Genomic DNA, 19,346 nt, shown 5'->3' on the forward strand with positions numbered 1-19,346 from the left:
TTGGTCTTCGAAAAATTATAAACGCTCGTTTTCGCTCACTTTTTTAGACGCCAGATTTTCAGCGTCTTACCTCAACGTATATCGCATACCCAGAAACACTCGGCGCCCCTGATTAGGTGCGTAAACGTAAGACGGATCGAAGGTCAATCGGTACGGATTTTCGGGAGTTGCAACTACCTGTCCATTGTCATCGAACCTCACATTTTTGTCAAAAGGATCATTTGACCGGGCAATGGAATTGGCTGGCGGAGTGAAGTTGAGCAGGTTTTTTACACCCCCGTAAATTTCCAGACCGTTGTCAAACTTCTTGGTCGCCTGGATATTTTGCAGTGACCAGATCGGTGAAACGCGCGCGCGCGGATCCTCTTCGCTCAACACCGGCAGCCGCATCGGTCCGTACATATTGCCCGTGTAATCGAGCGAGATGCCCGCTTTTTGAATCTCATAATTGACTGACCAGACACCCGTGAATCTTTCCGTCAGCACCGGCCGGAAACGTACGCCATTTTCTTTCTGGAAATTGTCCATTAGAGTGCCTCCGGCAATTATTTTCAATGGAAAAGGGAAGTTAAAATCCAAATTCAGGCTAACTCCTTTTGAAACTGCATATCCATCAAGGTTATCGTAAATGATCTGATTGGGATCGGTGTCGTAATCGGGCAGGATCCGGTTTGTGAAATGGGTATAGAAAACAGAAGCGTCAAAACCGATGAATGAGCTTCCGGTCACGATCTTTTTCACGAAATTAATATTTGCATTCCAGCTTTGCTCGGGGTTAAGTGCCTCTTTCACAATCACCTGCCGGGAGCCGGTTAATGCTGCGTGGTCTTCGGTGAACAAATTTACGATACGGAAGCCGCGACCCACATTCAGGCGAACGACATCCGTTTGGTTAAACTTGAATTTGTAAGCGGCACGTGGCGTGAAAATGCTTCCGTGCCGGCTATTGAAGTCATATCTCGCGCCAAGCAAAAGCGAATGCGGCCCCGAACGGATCTCATCCTGCACAAAAAAACCGGGCAGATAAATCTTGTCAGCGTGGTCATTTCCATCGAGATAACGTGTTGCCGGAGTATTGTCGTTATAAAAGGTGTATCTGAAAGGGGTACCAATCAACAGATTATGCTTCCCGATTTCCTTGTCCCAAAGCAGCTGGGCAAATGCGATTTTCTGGTCGGCTAGAAACGGCACATTCCCATAAACTGAATTCTGATGATGCGAACTGAATGAATATTGCAGGGTGATCTTTTCCTCGGTAGGCAACTGATAATTTCCGAGTACTTCAAATCTGGAAGTATAAATGCTTTCTCCGTAAACTTCGTCTCCGCCGCGGAAAGACTTATTCCAGTTCATTTGCCCGCCCCAGCGATCTTCATAATAGTACCGCGCAGCAATATTCGCCTGCTTGTTATTTTTTAGGTTAAATGACCATTTGTTGAAAATCGAAATGCGTTTTTGCAAGGTAAGATCCGTGAATCCGTCACCGTTACGGTCGAGCGGATTTTGGTAATTGAAATAATTCACCCCGATCAGCGAGCTCACATTTTTTCCCGCAGTGAGCTTCATACCAAGGTCCAGATTGTAATCGAGCCAGCTGGTGCTGAATGCATCCGCTGAGAAAACAGGCGCTTTCGAAGGATTTTTGGTAATGATATTGATCAATCCGCCCACAGCCTCCGAGCCGTAAAGTGTTGAAGCAGGGCCTTTTACAAGCTCAACTCTTTCGATTAAACTATTGGGTATCCCTGAAAGCCCGTAAACCGTGGAAAGTCCGCTCACCATCGGCATCCCGTCGATAAGCACCATCGTGTACGGACCTTCCAGGCCATTCATGTGAATATCGCCGGTATTACAAACGTTACAATTCAGCTGCGGCCGCACGCCGTTTACGTAGCTTAGTCCTTCAAAAATACTGGGTACCGGGTTTTTATAAAGGAATTTGGCAGTGATAATATCCACCGGCACCGGGCTGTCGAGCTTTGAAACTTCCTTCATCGTTCCCGAGATCACAACCTCGTCTAATGCATTGGCACCCGATTTCATGACGAAATTCTTTACCAGATCCTGTTTAACGGAAACGTTTTTCTCGGTGATCGTGGGCATTGAAATATAGCTGACCCTGATCGTATACGTTCCGCTCGGGATATCTGAAATGCGATAATTGCCCAAAGTATCTGCCGTGGTACCGATTTTAAGCTGGTCAATATAAACCGACGCGCCGAATGCACTTTCAGACTGGCCTTCCAGTGAAATTTTTCCCGAAAGCACAAATTGCGCCTGAGAAGCCGAGGTTAAGATGCACAGAATGAATAGTATGTATAGCTTCATAAGTGTTCAAAACTATTATTTAATTTACTCTGAAATATAATTTAGGTAAATCTAAAAATATAACTTGGCAAATAAAAATATGATTCCATGGCGACACGAAATTATTTATGAAACTATCTCGGCGGTTTCTGCGGTTAGGTGAAAAGAGTTATTTTGGCCATGAATGCGGCCAGGGATTATTTATTCACACAATAATAAATGTATGTTGAAGAGATTCTTGAAACCTATTAAACTGCCCGCTTCGGCGGATTTTGGTATCCTGATCCTGCGGGTTGGTATATCCTGTTTAATGCTCACACACGGATATGCAAAGCTTTCCGGCTACCTCGGAGGCGACAGTTCTTTCGCGGATCCGATCGGTATCGGAGAAGAATTATCCAAGATCCTTACCATTCTTGCAGAATTCGGCTGCTCGATTCTGCTCATTCTGGGGTTATTCACAAGAGCCGCATTGATCCCGCTCATTATTACGATGATCGTTGTCGTATTCATCGTGCACGGACCCGATCCATTTGCCGAAAAAGAACACGCAATTTCATTTCTGATCACTTACCTGACCCTTTTCTTCACCGGGCCCGGAAAGTACTCGATCGATAATAAGTTATATAGATAAAAAAAACCCGCTTCTGATCTGGAAGCGGGTTTTTTTCTATTGTGACCATTGGGTCGGCTGCCTGTCCCAGCGGTGGGTTTTCAGTTTTTCAGCTATTTCGGGGGAAAGTGCGTTTCCGTCGCTTACGGCTACATTTGATCTTACGTGCGGTAATTTCCGCATGCCGGGAATCGTAGTATGTACGTCCGGATTATTAAGGATGAAACGCAATGCGAGTTCCGGCATCGTCATACCAGCCGGAATATCGGCTTTCAATGCTTCTGCGTGATCTACGCTGGAATTCAGGTTTTCTGGAACGAAATAAGTGGATCTCCAATCGTCGGCCGGGAAAACGGTTTCCTTTGTTAAAGTACCCGTGAGAGTACCTTCGTCGAAAGGAACGCGCGCGATCACGGCAATATCTTTTTCGCGGCACAGCGGGAAGAGGTTGTCTTCCGGCGCCTGGTCGAAAATATTGTAGATCACCTGTACAGCATCTATCAGCCCGGTTTTTAAAGTTTCCAATGCATTATCCGGCTCCCAGCGGTTGATACTGATTCCCCAGGCGCCTACTTTACCTTCCCGAGTCAGTTTTTGGATCGCCTCTTTCCATTCATCTTCCTGCGCCCAGTTATCTTCCCAAACGTGAAACTGTAACAGGTCGATCTGCTCGGTACCGAGGTTTTGCAGGCTTTTCTCTGTGTATTCAATAATATAATCCGCAGGAAAAACATCGGCGAGCTTAAACTCCGGCTTCGAAGGCCAGGTGCGGTTTTTCGGCGGGATTTTCGTGGCGGCGTATATTTTTTTGTCAGGATATCTTTTGATAAGGTCTCCCAGAATGCGCTCGCTCAATCCTTCTCCGTATCCCCAGGCAGTATCAAAAAAGTTTACACCCGATTCCACGGCCAGATTCAATGAATCATCGGTCTCTTTGCGGTCGGAGCCGGTCCAGCCTGCGAGCCCCCACATACCATATCCAATTTCACTGACTTGCCAGTTTGTGCGTCCAAAACGACGGTATTGCATTGTGTTTTTGTTTAGTGTTCCGGGTTTAAAGGAAAGCATAGAACCTTTTTAATGCAATAGAAATACATTTGTATTGTTTTAATTTAAATCCGGCGCTGGCCGGAATACAAACCAATCTGTTCGGGGAAAGAGGATTCATGACAAAAATGTTTTTGATGACAGTTAAAAGAGTGGCTGGGCTGCTGTTGATCGTCAGTATTTCAGCCTTTATTAATGAAAGTGAATCTTCCACACCACTAGCCGACTATTGCGCCGCATTCAATCAGGTACAGCTTGATATCCGCGACGGCGCTATTTCACCCGATTCTGCCCGGAATGCTTTCAGTGAAATCATGCGGAATATCCGAAAAATAGTAAAGCCCGACACCTGCCGCGGCATCGACTCCGCCTATTTCGTTTATCCCGTCGAATCCTATTTGCCCAGGGAATCCGTCGGTTCGAGAGGAAGAGGATTTCGGCCAAATGGTTTTGATCTATTTGATCGGGAAGTAGCCGGCAGCCACCCTGCACATGATCTTTTTGTAAGAGATAAAGACCAGGATAACCTCGATGACAGAACGTGGAAGCCTATTAACGTCCTTTCATTTTCATCAGGAATAGTATTGGCCACCGAAACCGGCTGGAAATACGACAGCGAACTCCGCGGCGGAAACTGGATCTGGGTTTACGATCCCTGCCTCGACGGGCTGTTTTACTACGCACATAACAATATCGTGGAAGTGCAACCCGGGCAAAGCATAAAAGCGGGCGATAAAATTGCCGAAATGGGACGCAGCGGCTATAATGCTTATAAGAAACGCTCGCCTACGCATGTGCATTTAATGTACCTGCAATTGGATAGTTTAGGTATGCCCGAGCCTTATGATACCTACGAGTGGTTGTTGCAGGCTGTGGTAAAAAGCGATCCTGAGATGTAATTGGGATTTCGGCGGATTATCAATAAATTGTAGCTCACTCAGTTACTATTTCCTAACCCAATTTTATGAATAATCGCCGTTCCTTTTTCAGAAAGAGCGCTGCCCTCGGCATGGGCGCGTTCGGTATTGACAGCCTTTTTAACCAACTCCACGCAGAGCATTTCAGCAACGCGGAAAAATACTGGAAAGCCGACAGTAACGACAATGAAGATTACTGGTCCGTGATTCAGGACGCTTACACAGCCAGCAAGAGTGAAATTATCATTTTAAATAACGGCGGCGTTTCGCCTTCGCCGCTCGCAGTGCAGGAAGCTTTGGAGAAATACAACAGAGCAGCCGCGCAAGGCCCTTCCTATTATATGTGGCGCATTATGGATAAAGGCCGCGAACCTCTCCGCCAGCGCCTCGCCAAGCTCGCAGGTTGCGACGCCGAAGAAATTGCGATCAACAGAAATGCGACCGAGGCTTTAAATACCGTCATTTTCGGACTTCCGTTGCAAAAAGGGGACGAGATAATAGGCACGATCCAGGATTACCCGAATATGATCCAGGCCTGGAAACAGCGCCAAATGCGCGATGGGCTGGTTTACAAACAATTATCTTTTGATTTCCCCATTGAAAACGACGAGCAGATCGTGAAAGCATTTGCCGATGCAGTTACGCCTAATACCAAAATCATTCACGTAACCCACATTATCAACTGGGTCGGGCAGATTATGCCGGTGAAAAAGATCTGTCAGATGGCGCATAGCAAAGGGATCGAAGTTGTCGTCGACGGAGCGCATACTTTTGGTTTACTCGATTACAAGATACCTGATCTCGATTGCGACTATTTTGGTACCAGTCTGCACAAGTTCCTGAGCGCGCCGGTGGGCAGCGGAATGATGTGGATTAAAAAGGATAAGATTGAGAAAATATGGCCACTGCTTTGTAATAGTCAGCCCAAAAGTGCCGATATCCGGAAATTTGAAACATTAGGCACCAGAAGCTTTCCTATCGAGCAGGCGATCGGGGAGGCGATCAATTTTCAGGAAGGGATCGGGTCGAAACGTAAACAGGAGCGGGTTCATTTTCTCAAAAAATACTGGGCAGAAAAAGCCGCACAGATCCCCGGTGTGAAGATCCATACTTCGTTGAAACCAGAATTTTCCTGCGCGATCGCCGGTGTAAGTGTCGACGGGATGAAGCCGGAAGAAGTGGACGCGAAGCTCATGAAGGACCACAAGATCCACACAGTAGGTATTAACTGGGAAAATATACATTGTGTAAGGGTAACCCCGCACGTTTATACCAAACTCAGCGATTTGGACAAGCTGGTGGGTGCATTGGAAAAAATTGCCAAGAAAGCGTAGCGGCGGCACTATTTTTACGGACTAAGGCATGATCTTTCAAAGGGTTATGCCTTAATTTTTGTGGAAGTACTTAAAAACCGCTGGTAAAGCATTTGTGCAATTTAACCCTGTATTATGTACCATTTGAAAGATTATAGCAGATTACCGCTGCCAAAAAGTGTATTTTTAGATATTGTCAGCATTAAAAACCCAATAGTATGACACAAATAAGAAAAGGTTCTTTTATTAAAAGCGTGAAGGATATCAGTATCGGAGGCGCACTGGCTATTGCATTGCTCTCGGGCATTTCGCTGGGCAGCTGCTCTTCCAATGAGGAGGATGAAGCGGCTTACAGCTACGAGGAGACCACTTTTACAAAAGGAATCCGCTCGCATATTAAAGAAGTAAAACCAGGAGAATTCAAGATCATCAGCGAAGATAATGTACCGCCAGACAGCTCAGGCGCAGTAGTGACATACCTCGACGGGCATTCGGACAACCTGAGCCCGGAAGCTGCGAAAGCGTTGATCGATGAGGAAATCCGTACAAATCAATCTTCCGTTGGTCATCACAGCGGCTTGTCGACCATGCTGCTTTATGGCGGAATGGGCTATTTGCTGGGCCGGAATAATAATAACGGGTACATCAACAATTACCGGAATTCCGGCGGAGCCAACGCAAGCGGAGTTTACAGTAACCCGGCAGCTTACCAAAAATCACAGAATACTTTCAGGCAGGTTGACGCTTCGCGTACCACGCGGACAGTGAATACCCGCCCAAGTGGAGGCAGAAAAGGATTTTTTGGACGCTCCTCATCGAGAAGCGGAGGCTAAACGAAATTTGAAATGGTAGAAACTAGAACATTGGTAGACGGTCCTGAACGTGCGCTTCAAAATGCCGGCTGGGACTGGATGTTGGGGACAGATACTGTCCCTTATGTTGTTAACGACGTAGTGATAATCAGGGAAGAGCTGGCGAATCAATATTATGACGCTGCCAATACCTTATATGATATGCTGGTCGAAGCCGGGCAGTATGTATTTGATAATAAGATTTACAAGGATCTCGGAATACCTGAGAACCTCATCGAGCTGATCGAGCTTTCCTGGGAAGACGACCGGCATATTCATTTATACGGGCGTTTTGACCTGGCCGGCGGATTTGACAACGATCAGATCAAGCTGATCGAATTCAATGCCGATACTGCTACCTGCATTCCCGAAACTTCCGTGGTACAGTGGGCGCATTTGCGCATGAACGGGCTCGACGAAGCGAAGCAGTTCAATACCCTTTATGAAACGCTGGTAGGGCAGTTTCAATACCTGAAAGATGCGAACCCGGACCTGACACCTTCGATCCTTTTCTCAACCATGCGGGATTTTCCCGAGGACGAGACGAATGTAGCAGTACTGGCCGCCGCAGCAAGTGAGGCAGGTTTTGATACCGAATTTGCTTATATCGACGATGTGGAGTTTTCAAACGGTGACGGGATTTTCTTTCAGGATACGACGACAGGGGAATTTGTCCGCTTCGATTTCTGGTTCAAACTCGTTCCTTGGGAATACATCGGTACGGACGAGCCCGAACTGGCCGGAATGCTGACCCAAATTGTCAGAAACCGGAAAGCAGTCATTCTGAATCCGGCGTATACACTGTTGTTCCAATCCAAATACATTTTAAAAGTTTTGTGGGATTTGTACCCTTACCATCCTCTTTTACTGCAAACGGAACGTTATGCGCTGCCGCACAAGCAGTCGGTGAGCAAAGTTTTATTTGGACGTGAAGGTGCCAATGTTTCCATCCTGGAAAAAGGAGGCGCTGTATTGGAGCAGGTCGAAGGTGAATATGGTAAGCAGGCGAAGATCTACCAGGAGTATTTCCCGTTTCCGGCTGATGCAGAGGGAAAAAATTATCAGGCAGGTGTATTTTACGTTGGCGAAGCTTGTGCGCTGGGTTTGCGGCGCGGGGGAAATATCCTGGACAATACCGCGCAGTTTATCGGGCACGTAGTTGAGTAGCCTGGTTTCTATCGCTTGTTAGTCAGTTTGTTGTAAATACTGTAAACCTCAATATCCTCATAATCGACCGCAGGCTAACATATTCGACCGTTGGCTAAACTTTATGAAGAAAAATAAGTTCGTGATGTAATGTTTGCAAATATTCTTAAACGTAGCCGTTATGATACACGAAAAAATTTTTCATCTAAAAAGTGGCAGGGAAGTTAAAGTAGTCGTCAAAGGCTATTTTCTGAATGACAATCCGCAGGTTAGTACTGACTATGAAGTTTTTATAAAAGACCCCAAAGAGACATTCTTCCGTACACCGATCGGTGCAAATCATCCTCAATATTGGAAAATGCGACGATCGACACCGCAGCAAGCGAAAGTGCTGCTACTTGAATACAGCGGAATATCCCAGAGGCAGGTTAGTCAGGCAATTGCGGAATTCAACAAGATTGCTACCTTTCCTCCCGCACAGATTGGGCTGCATTATGAAAATGAGCTTGTGTAAGAGAAATACAAAACATATATGTAAACCGGCATCTACACGAGTAGTGCCGGTTTTTTTTATTACTGACTATTCTTTTCGAGCTCAATAAAATCCTGGCGCGCGGGTGTGAAACAATCTATTACTCTGCACAGCGTATGTGCAACTGCGGAATGCGGCGCATTAGAAGGTATATAGGCGGTCATTCCGCTGGTCAGCAGCATTTTTTCGCCGTCAATCTCAAATTCCAGTTCGCCTTCCAACACGTGGCACCATTGTTCGTGAAAATGGCTGTGTTCCGGCAGTACCGTGCCGCTGTCAATCGTGAAGTGACCGAAAGTCTGCTGTTCGGAGTGAGCCAGCGTACCATAAATCCCGTCCCAGATTTTTATAATTTTCTTCGAATTGAAATCAACAAATGGCATAAGCTATAATGATTTTTGATGTAACCACATTTGTATAACATGTGATATTGCCGGGCAATTAGTTCAACAAGTCAAATGTCATCAAAAAGGATAATTTACCGTTAGTTTAATGCTGCCAACCGGTAAAAAATCCTAAGTGTTGATTGACTAGAAAGGGTATAGTAATCTATATCAGATTATAACATCGGTCTATTTCCTAAGCTTTTATTTGCCACGGGAATGCATCGGTCAGTTACTTTTTTTCATCAAAACCGATTTAATCATGAAAGCAAATCATTTGTTGCTCACACTATCTGCTTCGTTTTTCCTGTTTACCGGGTGCAGAGACAAAACAGTATGGATTGAAGATTCTCCATTCATCACAGTCACTTCTCCAACTCAAAATCAGGCAATGGAGGATAACGATAGCATCCGGGTCGAGGCACTTATACAGCCAAAGTCAGCTCCGATAGTTAGTTATCACATTGTAATGATGGGCGAAGAAAAGGAAGTGATCCTGAATTACAAGACAATTTGCGACTGCAAGGATAAAAGCACTGTTGCGATAGATACCGCATTTACTTATGACATTAAAAAAACTTCAAACGTGTTGCTCCACGTCTCAGCTGAGCTTGAAGACAGAACGCATATTCGGGATGAAACCAGATTCAAGCTGGTAGATACTAAAAAGTAATTCTTTTATCAGATAGGTCAAAAGCACCTACTCAATTCTCTGCCTGGCAGCTTGCGTTTAACGCTAGGCAAGTTGCCAGGCAGCTCTATATTCAGTATTTATTTAAAACAATTACTCTACTCAGGCAGGATAATGTGGGCGCGATAAAAAATAGCCGCAAAAGCATAAAATCCATCGAAAGCTTTTTATACATTTGCACAATCTCAAAAATTTCAATATTTAAACATTGCGCAGGATTTTATCCATACTGCTCTTTGGGCTCTTGCTCTACAATATGATCGGCTATTCAATAGTCTATCTGTCGGAGGGAAGCTATAAGATTAGTAGCGCCAACAAGGACCTGATCGAACAATCGACTGGCTCTGCGGATATTGTGATTAAAATCCCGGTAAGTGTTCCTTACCAGACCGACTGGAGTGCGCCGGAAGCTGCGGAAGGTCAGATTCAGCACGAAGGCCATTTTTACCAGATGAAGAGCCAGCAACTGCTGAATGATACAATGTACGTGCATTGCGAGCTCGACCAGCATGCGCGCGACAGGTTTAGCGACCTTGTTTCGAAGATCAATGATCAGGTTACCGGTCAGTCGGCGGATGATCAAAAAAGTCAGCATTCTAATCTATTAAAGAACTTTCTGAAAGAATATATGGGGCAGGACAGAAAGCACGTGTTTTATGTGCTCGAATGGACGCCAGCCCGGGAATTAGTTGCTTCAAACCTGCCAGCTTTCATCTCTGAAAGCCACTTTTTAATACCATCTCCGCCGCCTGACCAGGCTTAGTAAATTTTTTATTCTTTCCGTAAAGGTCTCAATGTGATTAAGATACAGTGATCATTTGACTATTTGTCTGTATCTGTGCGGAAGGAAGAATTATCCATTTACTAAACTGTTCTTTCCTCAAATGGCACATATTACCCTGCCCGACGAATCGCTTCCGGGTATTGTTGGACTTTTCAATTTCCGGCCCGAAACCGCCGAACCTTTGCAATTACTTGCCGAAACGCTGCTCCGGGGCGATTCTCCACTCACTAGCGGTGAACGCGAACTGATCGCCGCCTACGTTTCGCATTTGAACAACTGTCATTTCTGTCACACTTCGCACGCTTCGGCCGCGATGGCACATTTGAATTGCGACCTCAGTTTGATCGACGATATCAAGAACGGATTTCAGCAAATTGAGATCTCCCCAAAACTACGGGCGCTCCTGCATATTGCCGCCAAAGTGCAGAAAAGCGGCCGGGAAGTACAGGCGGAGGATATTGCTGCCGCAAAAGCAGTAGGCGCGGCAGACAAGGAAATCCACGACACTGTTTTGATCGCTGCGGCATTTTGCATGTTCAACAGATATGTGGACGGGCTGGGTACCTGGGCGCCGAAAGAACACGAGGCTTACCGCGAGATGGGGCAACGTATGGCCTTCACAGGTTACGTCAGATTTTCGGTTCCTCAGGACTAAAACAGCTATATCGATATGCCACATATTCCACTACCCGGTCATTTGCCGGGTATTACCGGTTTGCTCGAATACAGCAAGGATACCGCGCATCCGATCCGGGTGCTGACCCAGTTTTTATTAAGAGGGAAAAACAGCCTGGCCGAGGGCGAGCGCGAGCTGATCGCGACTGTCGTTTCACATTACAACGAATGCAAATTCTGTACGGCGGCGCACACTGCGATTGCGGATTTGCTGCTGGGTGAGACCGAAACCTGCGAGCTGGTTAAAAAGGATATTGACACAGCGCCGATAAGTGAAAAAATGAAAGCGCTGCTGAAAATCGCTGTAATGGTGCAGGTGAGCGGGCAAGCTGTTACCCCGGAAGCTATAAACGTCGCGAAACAATCCGGCGCGACGGATATTGAGATCCACGATACGGTATTGATCGCCGCCCTGTTTTGCCTATACAACCGCTATGTGGACGGAATGGCAACTGTCGCTCCTACCGATCCTCAGTTTTACCTCGGGCTCGGACAACGTTTAAAAGAAAATGGTTACAATCGTTTGCCAAACGGTTATGATCATTTGAAAAACTAAAAATCAACCTTCCTGCTATAAAAAACGCTCTATGAAAAAACATTTACTCCTGTTATCCCTGCTTTTGTGCATTGCTTGCTTACAAGTCACGCTGGCGCAATCGACTAAAATTCAGGGACATATTTTTGATAATGAATCTCAAAAACCCGTTTCGGGCGCTTCTGTTTCTGTAAAAGGAAAGAATACCGGCGCGGTCACGAATGCTGACGGTCTGTTTGAATTGAATACCTCACTTCCGGCCACGCTGGTGATCTCACTGGTGGGATATGCTCGCCAGGAAGCAGTAGTGGCAAGTGCCGAAAACCTGCGTTTCAACCTGGTACCGGCTATTGAAGAACTGAACCAGGTAGTGGTAACTGCGTCGAGAGTAGAAGAAAGCATACTCCGCTCGCCGGTGAGCATTGAAAAAATGGATGCACGCGCCATTCAGCAAACGCCTTCTGCCAATTTTTACGACGGTTTGATCAATATGAAATCGCTCGATATGGTTACCAGCAGCCTTACTTACAAGCAGATCAATACAAGAGGTTTCAATACAACGGGCAACAGCCGGTTTTTGCAGCTGGTCGACGGGGTTGATAACCAGCCTTCGGGGCTGGGTTTTGCGATGGGAAACCTGTTTGGCCCGCACGATATCGATGTGGAAAGTGCCGAGCTGATTCCCGGGGCCGCATCTGCATTATACGGCCCGATCGCATTTAACGGAATGCTGAACACGCGCACAAAAAATGCGTTTGAATACCAGGGACTGAGTGCGCAGACCAAGTTTGGCGTCAACCATATTAACGACGGCACCGACCTGGGGGCGAAGCCGATGTACGATCTGGCAGTGCGGTATGCAAAGGCTTTCAACAACAAGTTCGCATTCAAGGTCAATGCTTCTTATTTAAAAGGAACGGACTGGTATGCAAACGATTACACTGATATTGACCCTAATACACTTGCTGCGAACCGCGGCCCGAATAATCCAGGCAAAAACCAGCTGAACATTTACGGGGACGAAGTAGCGCAAACATTGCCGGAGATCGGAAGAGTGTCGCGGACGGGGTATGAGGAAAAGGACCTCGCTACTTACGGGGTTTACAGTCTGAAACTCAATGCAGCTTTGCATTACCGCATTACCGACAAGCTCGAAGTGATTTACCAGGGAAATTTCAATCAGGGAACTGCGCAGTACACAGGCAGTAACCGGTTTGTGATCAACGATTTCAAATTTATTCAGCACAAACTGGAACTGAAAGGAAGCAACTTTTATGTACGTGGTTATTCCAATCAGGAGATTTCGACCAACTCTTACAATACCCGCGCGCTGGGCCAGCACATTAACCGTACCTGGGTGAAAGACCTTAACGGCGCCACGGTATCTCCCGACAAAGCCGATGCGACTTGGTTTGAGAGATATGCAGCAGCTTACAATGGCGCAGTGACCGGCATTATCAACAAAGACCACAATACGGCGCGTTCCTTCGCTGACGAAGGCAGGATATTGCCGGGTTCGGATGCATTCAATTCATCCAAAGACCTGCTGATCAAGACGAGGGGACTTTCGGGAGCGGGGATATTGAGCGAATGCAGCCTGCGCCACGTGGAGGGAATGTACGATTTCAGCTCTGCCGTGAAGGTTTTCAACTTGCAGATAGGAGGTAACTACCGCAAATATTACCTCGATACCGGCGGGACACTTTTCGATGATAAGGATAAAAACCTGACCAATGAAGAGTACGGCGTATTCGCTCAGGCTTCGAAATCACTTTGGAAAGAACGTTTAAAATTTACTGTTTCAGGGCGTTACGATACGAATGAGAATTTCGACGGGCGGTTTACGCCCCGCGCTTCCGCCGTTTTTTCACCCACAGAAAACCACCATTTCCGCGCATCCTACCAAACCGGATTTCGTAACCCGACTGTCGCGGATCAGTTTATCAAGCTGAATGTGGGGCCGATCATCATTCTGGGCGGCGCGCCTGTCAATTCGCAGGGACTGAATGCTTATGAAAATTCGGTGACCATCGCCTCTTTCGGCGCATTTGCGGGTGCTTTCGGTGCAGATATGGCGAAGGGGACTCCTTTCCCTCAGGCAGTTGCGAACAATAAGGACAAGCTGGTTAAGTCTAATGTGCCTTATATCAAATCGGAAAAGGTAAAGAGCTTTGAAATTGGCTATAAAGGCTTGATCAGTAAGAAGTTGTTGTTTGATGTAAATTATTATTACAGCCAGTACACCGATTTTATGATCAATACCGTGGTCGCCCGGGCCAAATCAGATATTCTATTAGCGAATGGATCGGTCAACCCTGCTGCTGCCGCCGAGTTACTGGGAGCCGACAGGCAACTGTTCCAGCTGTATACCAATGCAGCTGATCAGGTTTCCATTCAAGGCGTCAGCGCAGGTGTTACCTATTCTTTGCCCCGCAATTTCAAGCTGAGCGGCAATGCGACGTGGATCGATTTCAATATCGGCGAGGCTGATCAAAACAATATTCCCGCATTCAATACGCCGGAGTGGAAGTCAAATGTGATTTTCGGAAACCCCAGACTGACAGACAAACTGGGCTTCAATATCGCGTGGCATTGGCAAACAGCATTTGAATGGTATGGAACATTCACCGAAAATAACCCCGGCAAGGTACAAGCTTACAATCTGCTCGACGCGCAGGTGAGTTACCGCATTCCTTCGCTGAAAACGACGGTTAAAGTGGGCGGCTCCAATATTACCAACAAGTATATCGTGCAGGCTTACGGTTCGCCGGCAGTCGGCGGGTTGTATTATGTGAGTTTGAATTTCGACCAGTTATTCAGATAAGATCAGCTATGCAGACTTTGGAAATAACAAATATCGAATCGAAAAGTGTAGCTGGAAAGTGGCTGGCATTTGGCTTGTGCTTTGTGACTTACACGCTCAGCGGCACCGTGTCGACTTTAATGTCGGTGTACCTGCCCGTCGCTATTCGCGAATTGAATGGCGGCGCGGTGAGCGAGGAGCAGTTGGGCGAGATCGGCGCTTATATTAATGCATTGTACCTGTACGGCTGGATGTGCGGCGGGCTGCTTTTCGGAATGATAAGCGATCGCATTGGGCGCGTGAAGTCGCTCACGCTGGTCACTGCACTTTATGGGATATTTACGTGTCTGGTCACGATCGTTCCAAACTGGCATACATTGCTGGCCTTTCGTTTTATGACGGGAATGGGCGTGGGCGGCGTTCTGCTGATCTCAACTGTCTATATTTCTGAGATTTGGGAAGAAAAAACAAGAGCGGTCATGCTTGGGATTCTGGCAGTTTGCTTTCCGATCGGCATTGTCACGACAGGCAGCATCAACCTGCTTTTCTCCAACTGGCGCAGCGCATTCGGCATTGGTATTGTACCCGTTATTACTGCATCGCTCATTTATCTGCTCGCGCCGGAATCGGCCAAATGGCGGAATCTGAATGTATCTGACAAAAAATCAACCACATTATTTACAGGTGAAAATCGCGCGAACCTGATCTCCGGCTCGCTGATTTTCGGCTCGGTACTAATCGGACTTTGGGGGATATTCTCGTGGCTTCCCACCTGGGTGCAGACTTTGCTCGCAGCTGGCCAGGATGGGCAGAAAGAACGCGGTTTAATTATGATCCTGCTCGGTTCGGGCGGAATCTTGGGGGGACTTTTCTCAGGCGTATTGCTCAATCGTTTTGGGAAAAAAAGAATACTGACCGGCGTCTTTGCAAGCTGTCTGATCATTTGCTGCGTCCTGTTTTTGACCAATACCCAATTTTCAGCAATCGTCTACCTCGAAACTGCGATGCTCGCTTTTTGCTTTGGGATCAGCCAGGGCGCGTTGTCGAGTTACATTCCGGAGCTTTTTCCGGTTTCGATCCGGGGAACAGCTACGGGTTTTTGTTTCAACGTCGGCCGGTTTTTCACAGCCACGGCGGTGTTTTTTATCGGCTCGCTGGTCAGCGTACTCGGCGGTTTCGGGAATGCGCTGCTGGTTTTTACATTGCCATTTGTGATCGCGCTGGTGGTAACCGCGCGCAGCAGATGATTTTAGTTTTGAATATCATAGGTTAATATATTAAGCAAACGGGTTTGCCACCTGGCGAACCCGTTTCTTTGTTTTAACGCCAACACTGGCATCAAATCGATATAAACAAATGAAAAAAATATTTTACATCGGCATCGTTGGGATCCTGCTTTATGAGATCGCGAAAGTGTATTTCATTATGCCCATGCCCGGCAGTCAGCGAATGAACAGCATTGATGCCGCCTACTTTCTGCATACCTGGCGCTGGGCTTTCAGGATCGTGTTCTGGGCGATGATATTGGTTGGGTCAGTTTCTGTTTACAGGGGTAAAACAAAATGGCTGCCCGGCTTGCTGCTGCTTTTAATAGCCGCAATAACTTACGCTACCAACTACGAAATGGCGGCTGACACGATGTTCTACCAACCCCAGACCGTATTGATGCAGCATGCAGCTGCTAATAAAATCGACCCGGAAAGGCTCGTGATCGGCGCGGAAGTGAACGGGGAAGCGAAAGCATATCCGATTCAGTTTATAGGTTACCATCACCAGGTGCGCGACACGCTGGGCGGGAAGCCGATCATGGTTACCTATTGTACGGTTTGTCGCACGGGGAGGGTATTTGAGCCGGTAGTGGATGGAAAAGTCGACAATTTCAGGCTCGTCGGGATGGATCATTTCAATGCGATGTTTGAAGACGAAATGACCGGCAGCTGGTGGCGGCAGGCAAACGGAGAGGCTATTGCCGGACCTTTGAAAGGAAAAACTTTACCAGAACTCGCTATTTCGCAAACCTCACTCGGACAGTGGCTTAAACTGCATCCGCAAAGCAGGATCATGCAACCGGACCCGGTTTATCAGGCCAAATATGATTCGATGAGCCGCTATGAATCCGGGAAAAACAAGTCGCTGCTAACGCGGGCGGACTCACTGCCGTGGAAAGAAAAATCGTGGGTTGTGGGCGTACAAACGAAAGACGGAAGCAAGGCATTTGACTGGCGCAGACTTGGGAAGGAAAAGGTAATTAACGATCAGGTAGGCTCAGTACCGGTTTTTTTAGTGATCGCGGGGGATAAAAAAAGCTTCTTCGCATTTGAAAGACCAGATATGCAGGAACGCTATTCGATCAGGAACGATACCATTTTTGGAAAAAACGGGAACTATGATCTGCTGGGAAAAAGGCTCGACGGTTTAGGGCAGAATCTGGCGCGGATCAATGCATACCAGGAGTACTGGCACAGCTGGCGCACATTTCACCCGGAAACCAAACAGTATTGAGTAGTTAAGCAAATGAGTATCCTGAATGAAATCGGAATGAAATACATTTTTTACACCCTTTCACTTTTTGTAACAAGTTTCAGCGCTTTTGGTCAAAATGGAAAAAAGGAAAAGAGCGACTTCGATAAAGTGCTTGACCTGAACGAAGTAACCATTGAGCAGCGCAGGAATATCATCCACACAGAGCGGCTTCCCGATGTTCACAATACCTATATAATGGCCGGCAAAAAGAGTGAAGTAGTTCAGCTGGAAGGAGTTAATGGAAATATTGCTGAGAAAACCGGGCGGCATATTTTTGCCAGGATCCCCGGCGTATTCGTTTACGACATGGACGGAAGCGGAAATCAGATCAACATCTCGACACGCGGCCTTGATCCGCATCGTTCGTGGGAATATAATATCCGGCAAAACGGTGTGATCACAAACTCGGATATGTACGGTTACCCGGCGAGCCATTACAGTCCGGCGATGGAATCGATCCAGCGCGTGGAGCTGGTTCGCGGCACTGCTTCGCTGCAATTCGGCGCTCAGTTTGGGGGTATGATCAATTATGTTACAAAAGGTCCTGACACGACGCGTGCATTTGCATTTGAAACCATTAATTCAGCGGGTTCTTTTGGGCTTTTCAGCTCTTATAATGCAATCAGTGGAAAGGTGGGGAAGCTGACTTACCAGGCATATTATCAAACGCGGCATTCGAATGGATATCGTAAAAACGCCGGATCTAACGCGCAGTCGCAGTTTGTGAGTTTATCTTACGAGGTGACTCCGACCCTGCGCATCAAAGCCGAATTGGGCCGATCGAAATACATTTACCAGATTCCCGGCCCACTTACCGACGCCATGTTCGACGCAGATCCAAGGCAGGCGACGCGCTCGCGGAATTATTTCAATCCGGATATTTTCATTCCATCCATCGTGATCGACTGGCAAATCAGTCCCGCGACGCAGCTCAAATTGACCAATTCGGGCGTTTACGGCGCGAGAAATAGTGTGATGTTCGATGCATTTGCCAATGTGCCCGACACGATCAGCTCGGTTACCAAATCTTACCGCGCACGTCAGGTTGATATTGATAACTTCAAAAGCTTTACTTCCGAGCTGCGTCTTTTACACCAATATCAAATCGCCGGAATACCCAATATCGTTTCCGGCGGCGTGCAATATATGCACAACAAGCTCCGAAGAAGGCAGCAGGGGAAAGGAACGACCGGCAGCGATTTTGACCTCACCCTCACAGATCCGAACTTTGGCCGCGACCTGTATATGAATACGGATAACATCGCGATTTTTATCGAAAATATGATCCTGTTTACTCCGCAGTGGTCAGTTTCACCCGGTTTCAGGATTGAAAGCGGCAAGACGGATATGACGGGAAAAATCAGTTATTACGATCCGCAGAATCTTCCCAACACCATTAAGCACAAATTTCCGTTGTTCGGGATCAGTTCTCAATACCGGATCAGCAACAATAACCGCGCGTACGCAGGATTTTCCCAGGCTTACCGCCCGGTGGTATTCAAGGATATTATCCCTGCTTCGGTGCTGGAACGCGTGGATAAAAGCTTGAAAGATAGTTACGGGTATAATCTGGAAGCTGGCGTGAGCGGGAATGTGAGGGATGTTTTAAAATATGATATCAGCTTGTTCCAGGTGATGGTGCATCACAGAATGGGAACTGTTTCTATGCGTGACGAGGCGAATAATGCATATTTATTGCGTACGACTACCGGTGACAGTCGCACGCGCGGCGTGGAAGCTTATCTGGAATATACAGCAATTCAGACGGGTGAAACTTTGCCGACAGAGCTTTCCATTTTTACTTCCACATCTTATTTTGACGCAAAGTACATGAAAGGAAATGCGGTTGTTAATAATGAAAATACCAGCGTCGCGGGAAATAGGGTAGAGGGAGTTCCCACCTGGATTTCGAGAAATGGTATTCAGTTTCAATACAAAAAACTAGCCTCTACACTTCAATACAGTTACGTAAGCTCCAATTTCGCCAATCCGCTCAATACCATTGAACCCTCCGCAAACGGAACGATCGGGAAAGTGCCGGGTTACGGTTTGCTTGACTTCAATGCCACATTGCGACTTGGAACTGCCTACACTTTACGAATGGGGATCAACAATATCACCAACAAACAGTACTATACGAAGAGGCCGACAATGTACCCGGGAGCCGGGATCTGGACTTCCGATGGTCGTAGTTTTCAAATATCGGTTGGTATTAAAATTTAAAAC

General features: G+C 46.9%; 17 protein-coding genes. 14 read left to right on the forward strand and 3 right to left on the reverse strand.

The genetic code is table 11. The features are described from left to right. Positions 1-66: 66 nt before the first annotated feature. A complete protein-coding gene (locus KOD92_RS15605) occupies positions 67-2,328 on the reverse strand; it encodes a TonB-dependent receptor (protein WP_215234509.1) in 2,262 nt (753 codons plus the stop codon). Between the two features lie 202 nt (positions 2,329-2,530). Here KOD92_RS15605 and KOD92_RS15610 point away from each other — a divergent pair, with 202 nt between their 5' ends. Then, the gene (locus KOD92_RS15610) at positions 2,531-2,941 is read left to right on the forward strand and encodes a DoxX family protein (RefSeq protein ID WP_215234510.1); all 411 of its coding nucleotides are present in this window, start codon (positions 2,531-2,533) and stop codon (positions 2,939-2,941) included. Positions 2,942-2,977: 36 nt separating this feature from the next. Here KOD92_RS15610 and KOD92_RS15615 read toward each other — a convergent pair whose 3' ends face one another. Further along, on the reverse strand, positions 2,978-3,949 hold the full coding sequence (locus KOD92_RS15615) for an aldo/keto reductase (protein ID WP_215234511.1): 972 nt from the start codon (positions 3,947-3,949) through the stop codon (positions 2,978-2,980). 155 nt (positions 3,950-4,104) lie between these two features. Here KOD92_RS15615 and KOD92_RS15620 point away from each other — a divergent pair, with 155 nt between their 5' ends. From KOD92_RS15620 to KOD92_RS15640, 5 genes are all read left to right on the forward strand, one after another. After that, entirely contained in the window at positions 4,105-4,866 is a 762-nt protein-coding gene (locus KOD92_RS15620; protein WP_215234512.1) for a M23 family metallopeptidase, read from the forward strand. 65 nt (positions 4,867-4,931) lie between these two features. Further along, on the forward strand, positions 4,932-6,218 hold the full coding sequence (locus KOD92_RS15625; protein ID WP_215234513.1) for an aminotransferase class V-fold PLP-dependent enzyme: 1,287 nt from the start codon (positions 4,932-4,934) through the stop codon (positions 6,216-6,218). A 197-nt stretch (positions 6,219-6,415) separates the two neighbouring features. Continuing rightward, a complete protein-coding gene (locus KOD92_RS15630; protein WP_215234514.1) occupies positions 6,416-7,030 on the forward strand; it encodes a hypothetical protein in 615 nt (204 codons plus the stop codon). 12 nt (positions 7,031-7,042) lie between these two features. Continuing rightward, complete coding sequence (locus KOD92_RS15635) at positions 7,043-8,215, forward strand: glutathionylspermidine synthase family protein (protein ID WP_215234515.1); 1,173 nt, start codon at positions 7,043-7,045, stop codon at positions 8,213-8,215. Positions 8,216-8,375: 160 nt separating this feature from the next. Next, a complete protein-coding gene (locus KOD92_RS15640; RefSeq protein WP_215234516.1) occupies positions 8,376-8,708 on the forward strand; it encodes a hypothetical protein in 333 nt (110 codons plus the stop codon). Between the two features lie 59 nt (positions 8,709-8,767). On the opposite strand, the gene KOD92_RS15645 is transcribed toward KOD92_RS15640, so the two are convergent. After that, positions 8,768-9,109, reverse strand: a complete 342-nt coding sequence (locus KOD92_RS15645; RefSeq protein ID WP_215234517.1) for a cupin domain-containing protein — start codon at positions 9,107-9,109, stop codon at positions 8,768-8,770. A 262-nt stretch (positions 9,110-9,371) separates the two neighbouring features. Here KOD92_RS15645 and KOD92_RS15650 point away from each other — a divergent pair, with 262 nt between their 5' ends. The 8 genes from KOD92_RS15650 to KOD92_RS15685 all read left to right on the forward strand — a co-directional run bounded on the left by KOD92_RS15650 (position 9,372) and on the right by KOD92_RS15685 (position 19,343). Further along, positions 9,372-9,782 (forward strand): hypothetical protein, encoded by a 411-nt coding sequence (locus KOD92_RS15650; RefSeq protein WP_215234518.1) that lies wholly within the window; start codon positions 9,372-9,374, stop codon positions 9,780-9,782. A 226-nt stretch (positions 9,783-10,008) separates the two neighbouring features. Next, complete coding sequence (locus tag KOD92_RS15655; RefSeq protein ID WP_229254695.1) at positions 10,009-10,563, forward strand: hypothetical protein; 555 nt, start codon at positions 10,009-10,011, stop codon at positions 10,561-10,563. A 121-nt stretch (positions 10,564-10,684) separates the two neighbouring features. Continuing rightward, positions 10,685-11,239 (forward strand): carboxymuconolactone decarboxylase family protein, encoded by a 555-nt coding sequence (locus tag KOD92_RS15660; RefSeq protein ID WP_215234519.1) that lies wholly within the window; start codon positions 10,685-10,687, stop codon positions 11,237-11,239. 15 nt (positions 11,240-11,254) lie between these two features. After that, a complete protein-coding gene (locus KOD92_RS15665) occupies positions 11,255-11,815 on the forward strand; it encodes a carboxymuconolactone decarboxylase family protein (protein ID WP_215234520.1) in 561 nt (186 codons plus the stop codon). 31 nt (positions 11,816-11,846) lie between these two features. Next, positions 11,847-14,618: a TonB-dependent receptor gene (locus KOD92_RS15670; RefSeq protein ID WP_215234521.1), complete on the forward strand. Its 2,772-nt coding sequence runs from the start codon at positions 11,847-11,849 to the stop codon at positions 14,616-14,618. Between the two features lie 8 nt (positions 14,619-14,626). After that, positions 14,627-15,844 carry an MFS transporter gene (locus KOD92_RS15675; protein ID WP_215234522.1) on the forward strand — a complete coding sequence of 406 codons (1,218 nt, stop codon included), beginning with the start codon at positions 14,627-14,629 and terminating at the stop codon, positions 15,842-15,844. 109 nt (positions 15,845-15,953) lie between these two features. Continuing rightward, positions 15,954-17,099, forward strand: a complete 1,146-nt coding sequence (locus KOD92_RS15680) for a DUF3179 domain-containing (seleno)protein (protein WP_215234523.1) — start codon at positions 15,954-15,956, stop codon at positions 17,097-17,099. Between the two features lie 36 nt (positions 17,100-17,135). Then, a complete protein-coding gene (locus tag KOD92_RS15685) occupies positions 17,136-19,343 on the forward strand; it encodes a TonB-dependent receptor family protein (RefSeq protein ID WP_215234524.1) in 2,208 nt (735 codons plus the stop codon). Positions 19,344-19,346: the final 3 nt, after the last annotated feature.

Source organism: Dyadobacter linearis, from assembly GCF_907165045.1.
In the GTDB taxonomy this organism is placed as follows: domain Bacteria; phylum Bacteroidota; class Bacteroidia; order Cytophagales; family Spirosomataceae; genus Dyadobacter; species Dyadobacter linearis.

Coding starts and splice junctions, on each gene's coding strand:
- KOD92_RS15675 (WP_215234522.1), top strand. CDS start 14,627: ATGCAGACTTTGGAAATAACAAATATCGAATCGAAAAGTGTAGCTGGA.
- KOD92_RS15615 (WP_215234511.1), bottom strand. CDS start 3,949: ATGCAATACCGTCGTTTTGGACGCACAAACTGGCAAGTCAGTGAAATT.
- KOD92_RS15680 (WP_215234523.1), top strand. CDS start 15,954: ATGAAAAAAATATTTTACATCGGCATCGTTGGGATCCTGCTTTATGAG.
- KOD92_RS15645 (WP_215234517.1), bottom strand. CDS start 9,109: ATGCCATTTGTTGATTTCAATTCGAAGAAAATTATAAAAATCTGGGAC.
- KOD92_RS15610 (WP_215234510.1), top strand. CDS start 2,531: ATGTTGAAGAGATTCTTGAAACCTATTAAACTGCCCGCTTCGGCGGAT.
- KOD92_RS15665 (WP_215234520.1), top strand. CDS start 11,255: ATGCCACATATTCCACTACCCGGTCATTTGCCGGGTATTACCGGTTTG.
- KOD92_RS15640 (WP_215234516.1), top strand. CDS start 8,376: ATGATACACGAAAAAATTTTTCATCTAAAAAGTGGCAGGGAAGTTAAA.
- KOD92_RS15620 (WP_215234512.1), top strand. CDS start 4,105: ATGACAGTTAAAAGAGTGGCTGGGCTGCTGTTGATCGTCAGTATTTCA.
- KOD92_RS15630 (WP_215234514.1), top strand. CDS start 6,416: ATGACACAAATAAGAAAAGGTTCTTTTATTAAAAGCGTGAAGGATATC.
- KOD92_RS15605 (WP_215234509.1), bottom strand. CDS start 2,328: ATGAAGCTATACATACTATTCATTCTGTGCATCTTAACCTCGGCTTCT.
- KOD92_RS15635 (WP_215234515.1), top strand. CDS start 7,043: ATGGTAGAAACTAGAACATTGGTAGACGGTCCTGAACGTGCGCTTCAA.
- KOD92_RS15685 (WP_215234524.1), top strand. CDS start 17,136: ATGAAATACATTTTTTACACCCTTTCACTTTTTGTAACAAGTTTCAGC.
- KOD92_RS15650 (WP_215234518.1), top strand. CDS start 9,372: ATGAAAGCAAATCATTTGTTGCTCACACTATCTGCTTCGTTTTTCCTG.
- KOD92_RS15660 (WP_215234519.1), top strand. CDS start 10,685: ATGGCACATATTACCCTGCCCGACGAATCGCTTCCGGGTATTGTTGGA.
- KOD92_RS15625 (WP_215234513.1), top strand. CDS start 4,932: ATGAATAATCGCCGTTCCTTTTTCAGAAAGAGCGCTGCCCTCGGCATG.
- KOD92_RS15670 (WP_215234521.1), top strand. CDS start 11,847: ATGAAAAAACATTTACTCCTGTTATCCCTGCTTTTGTGCATTGCTTGC.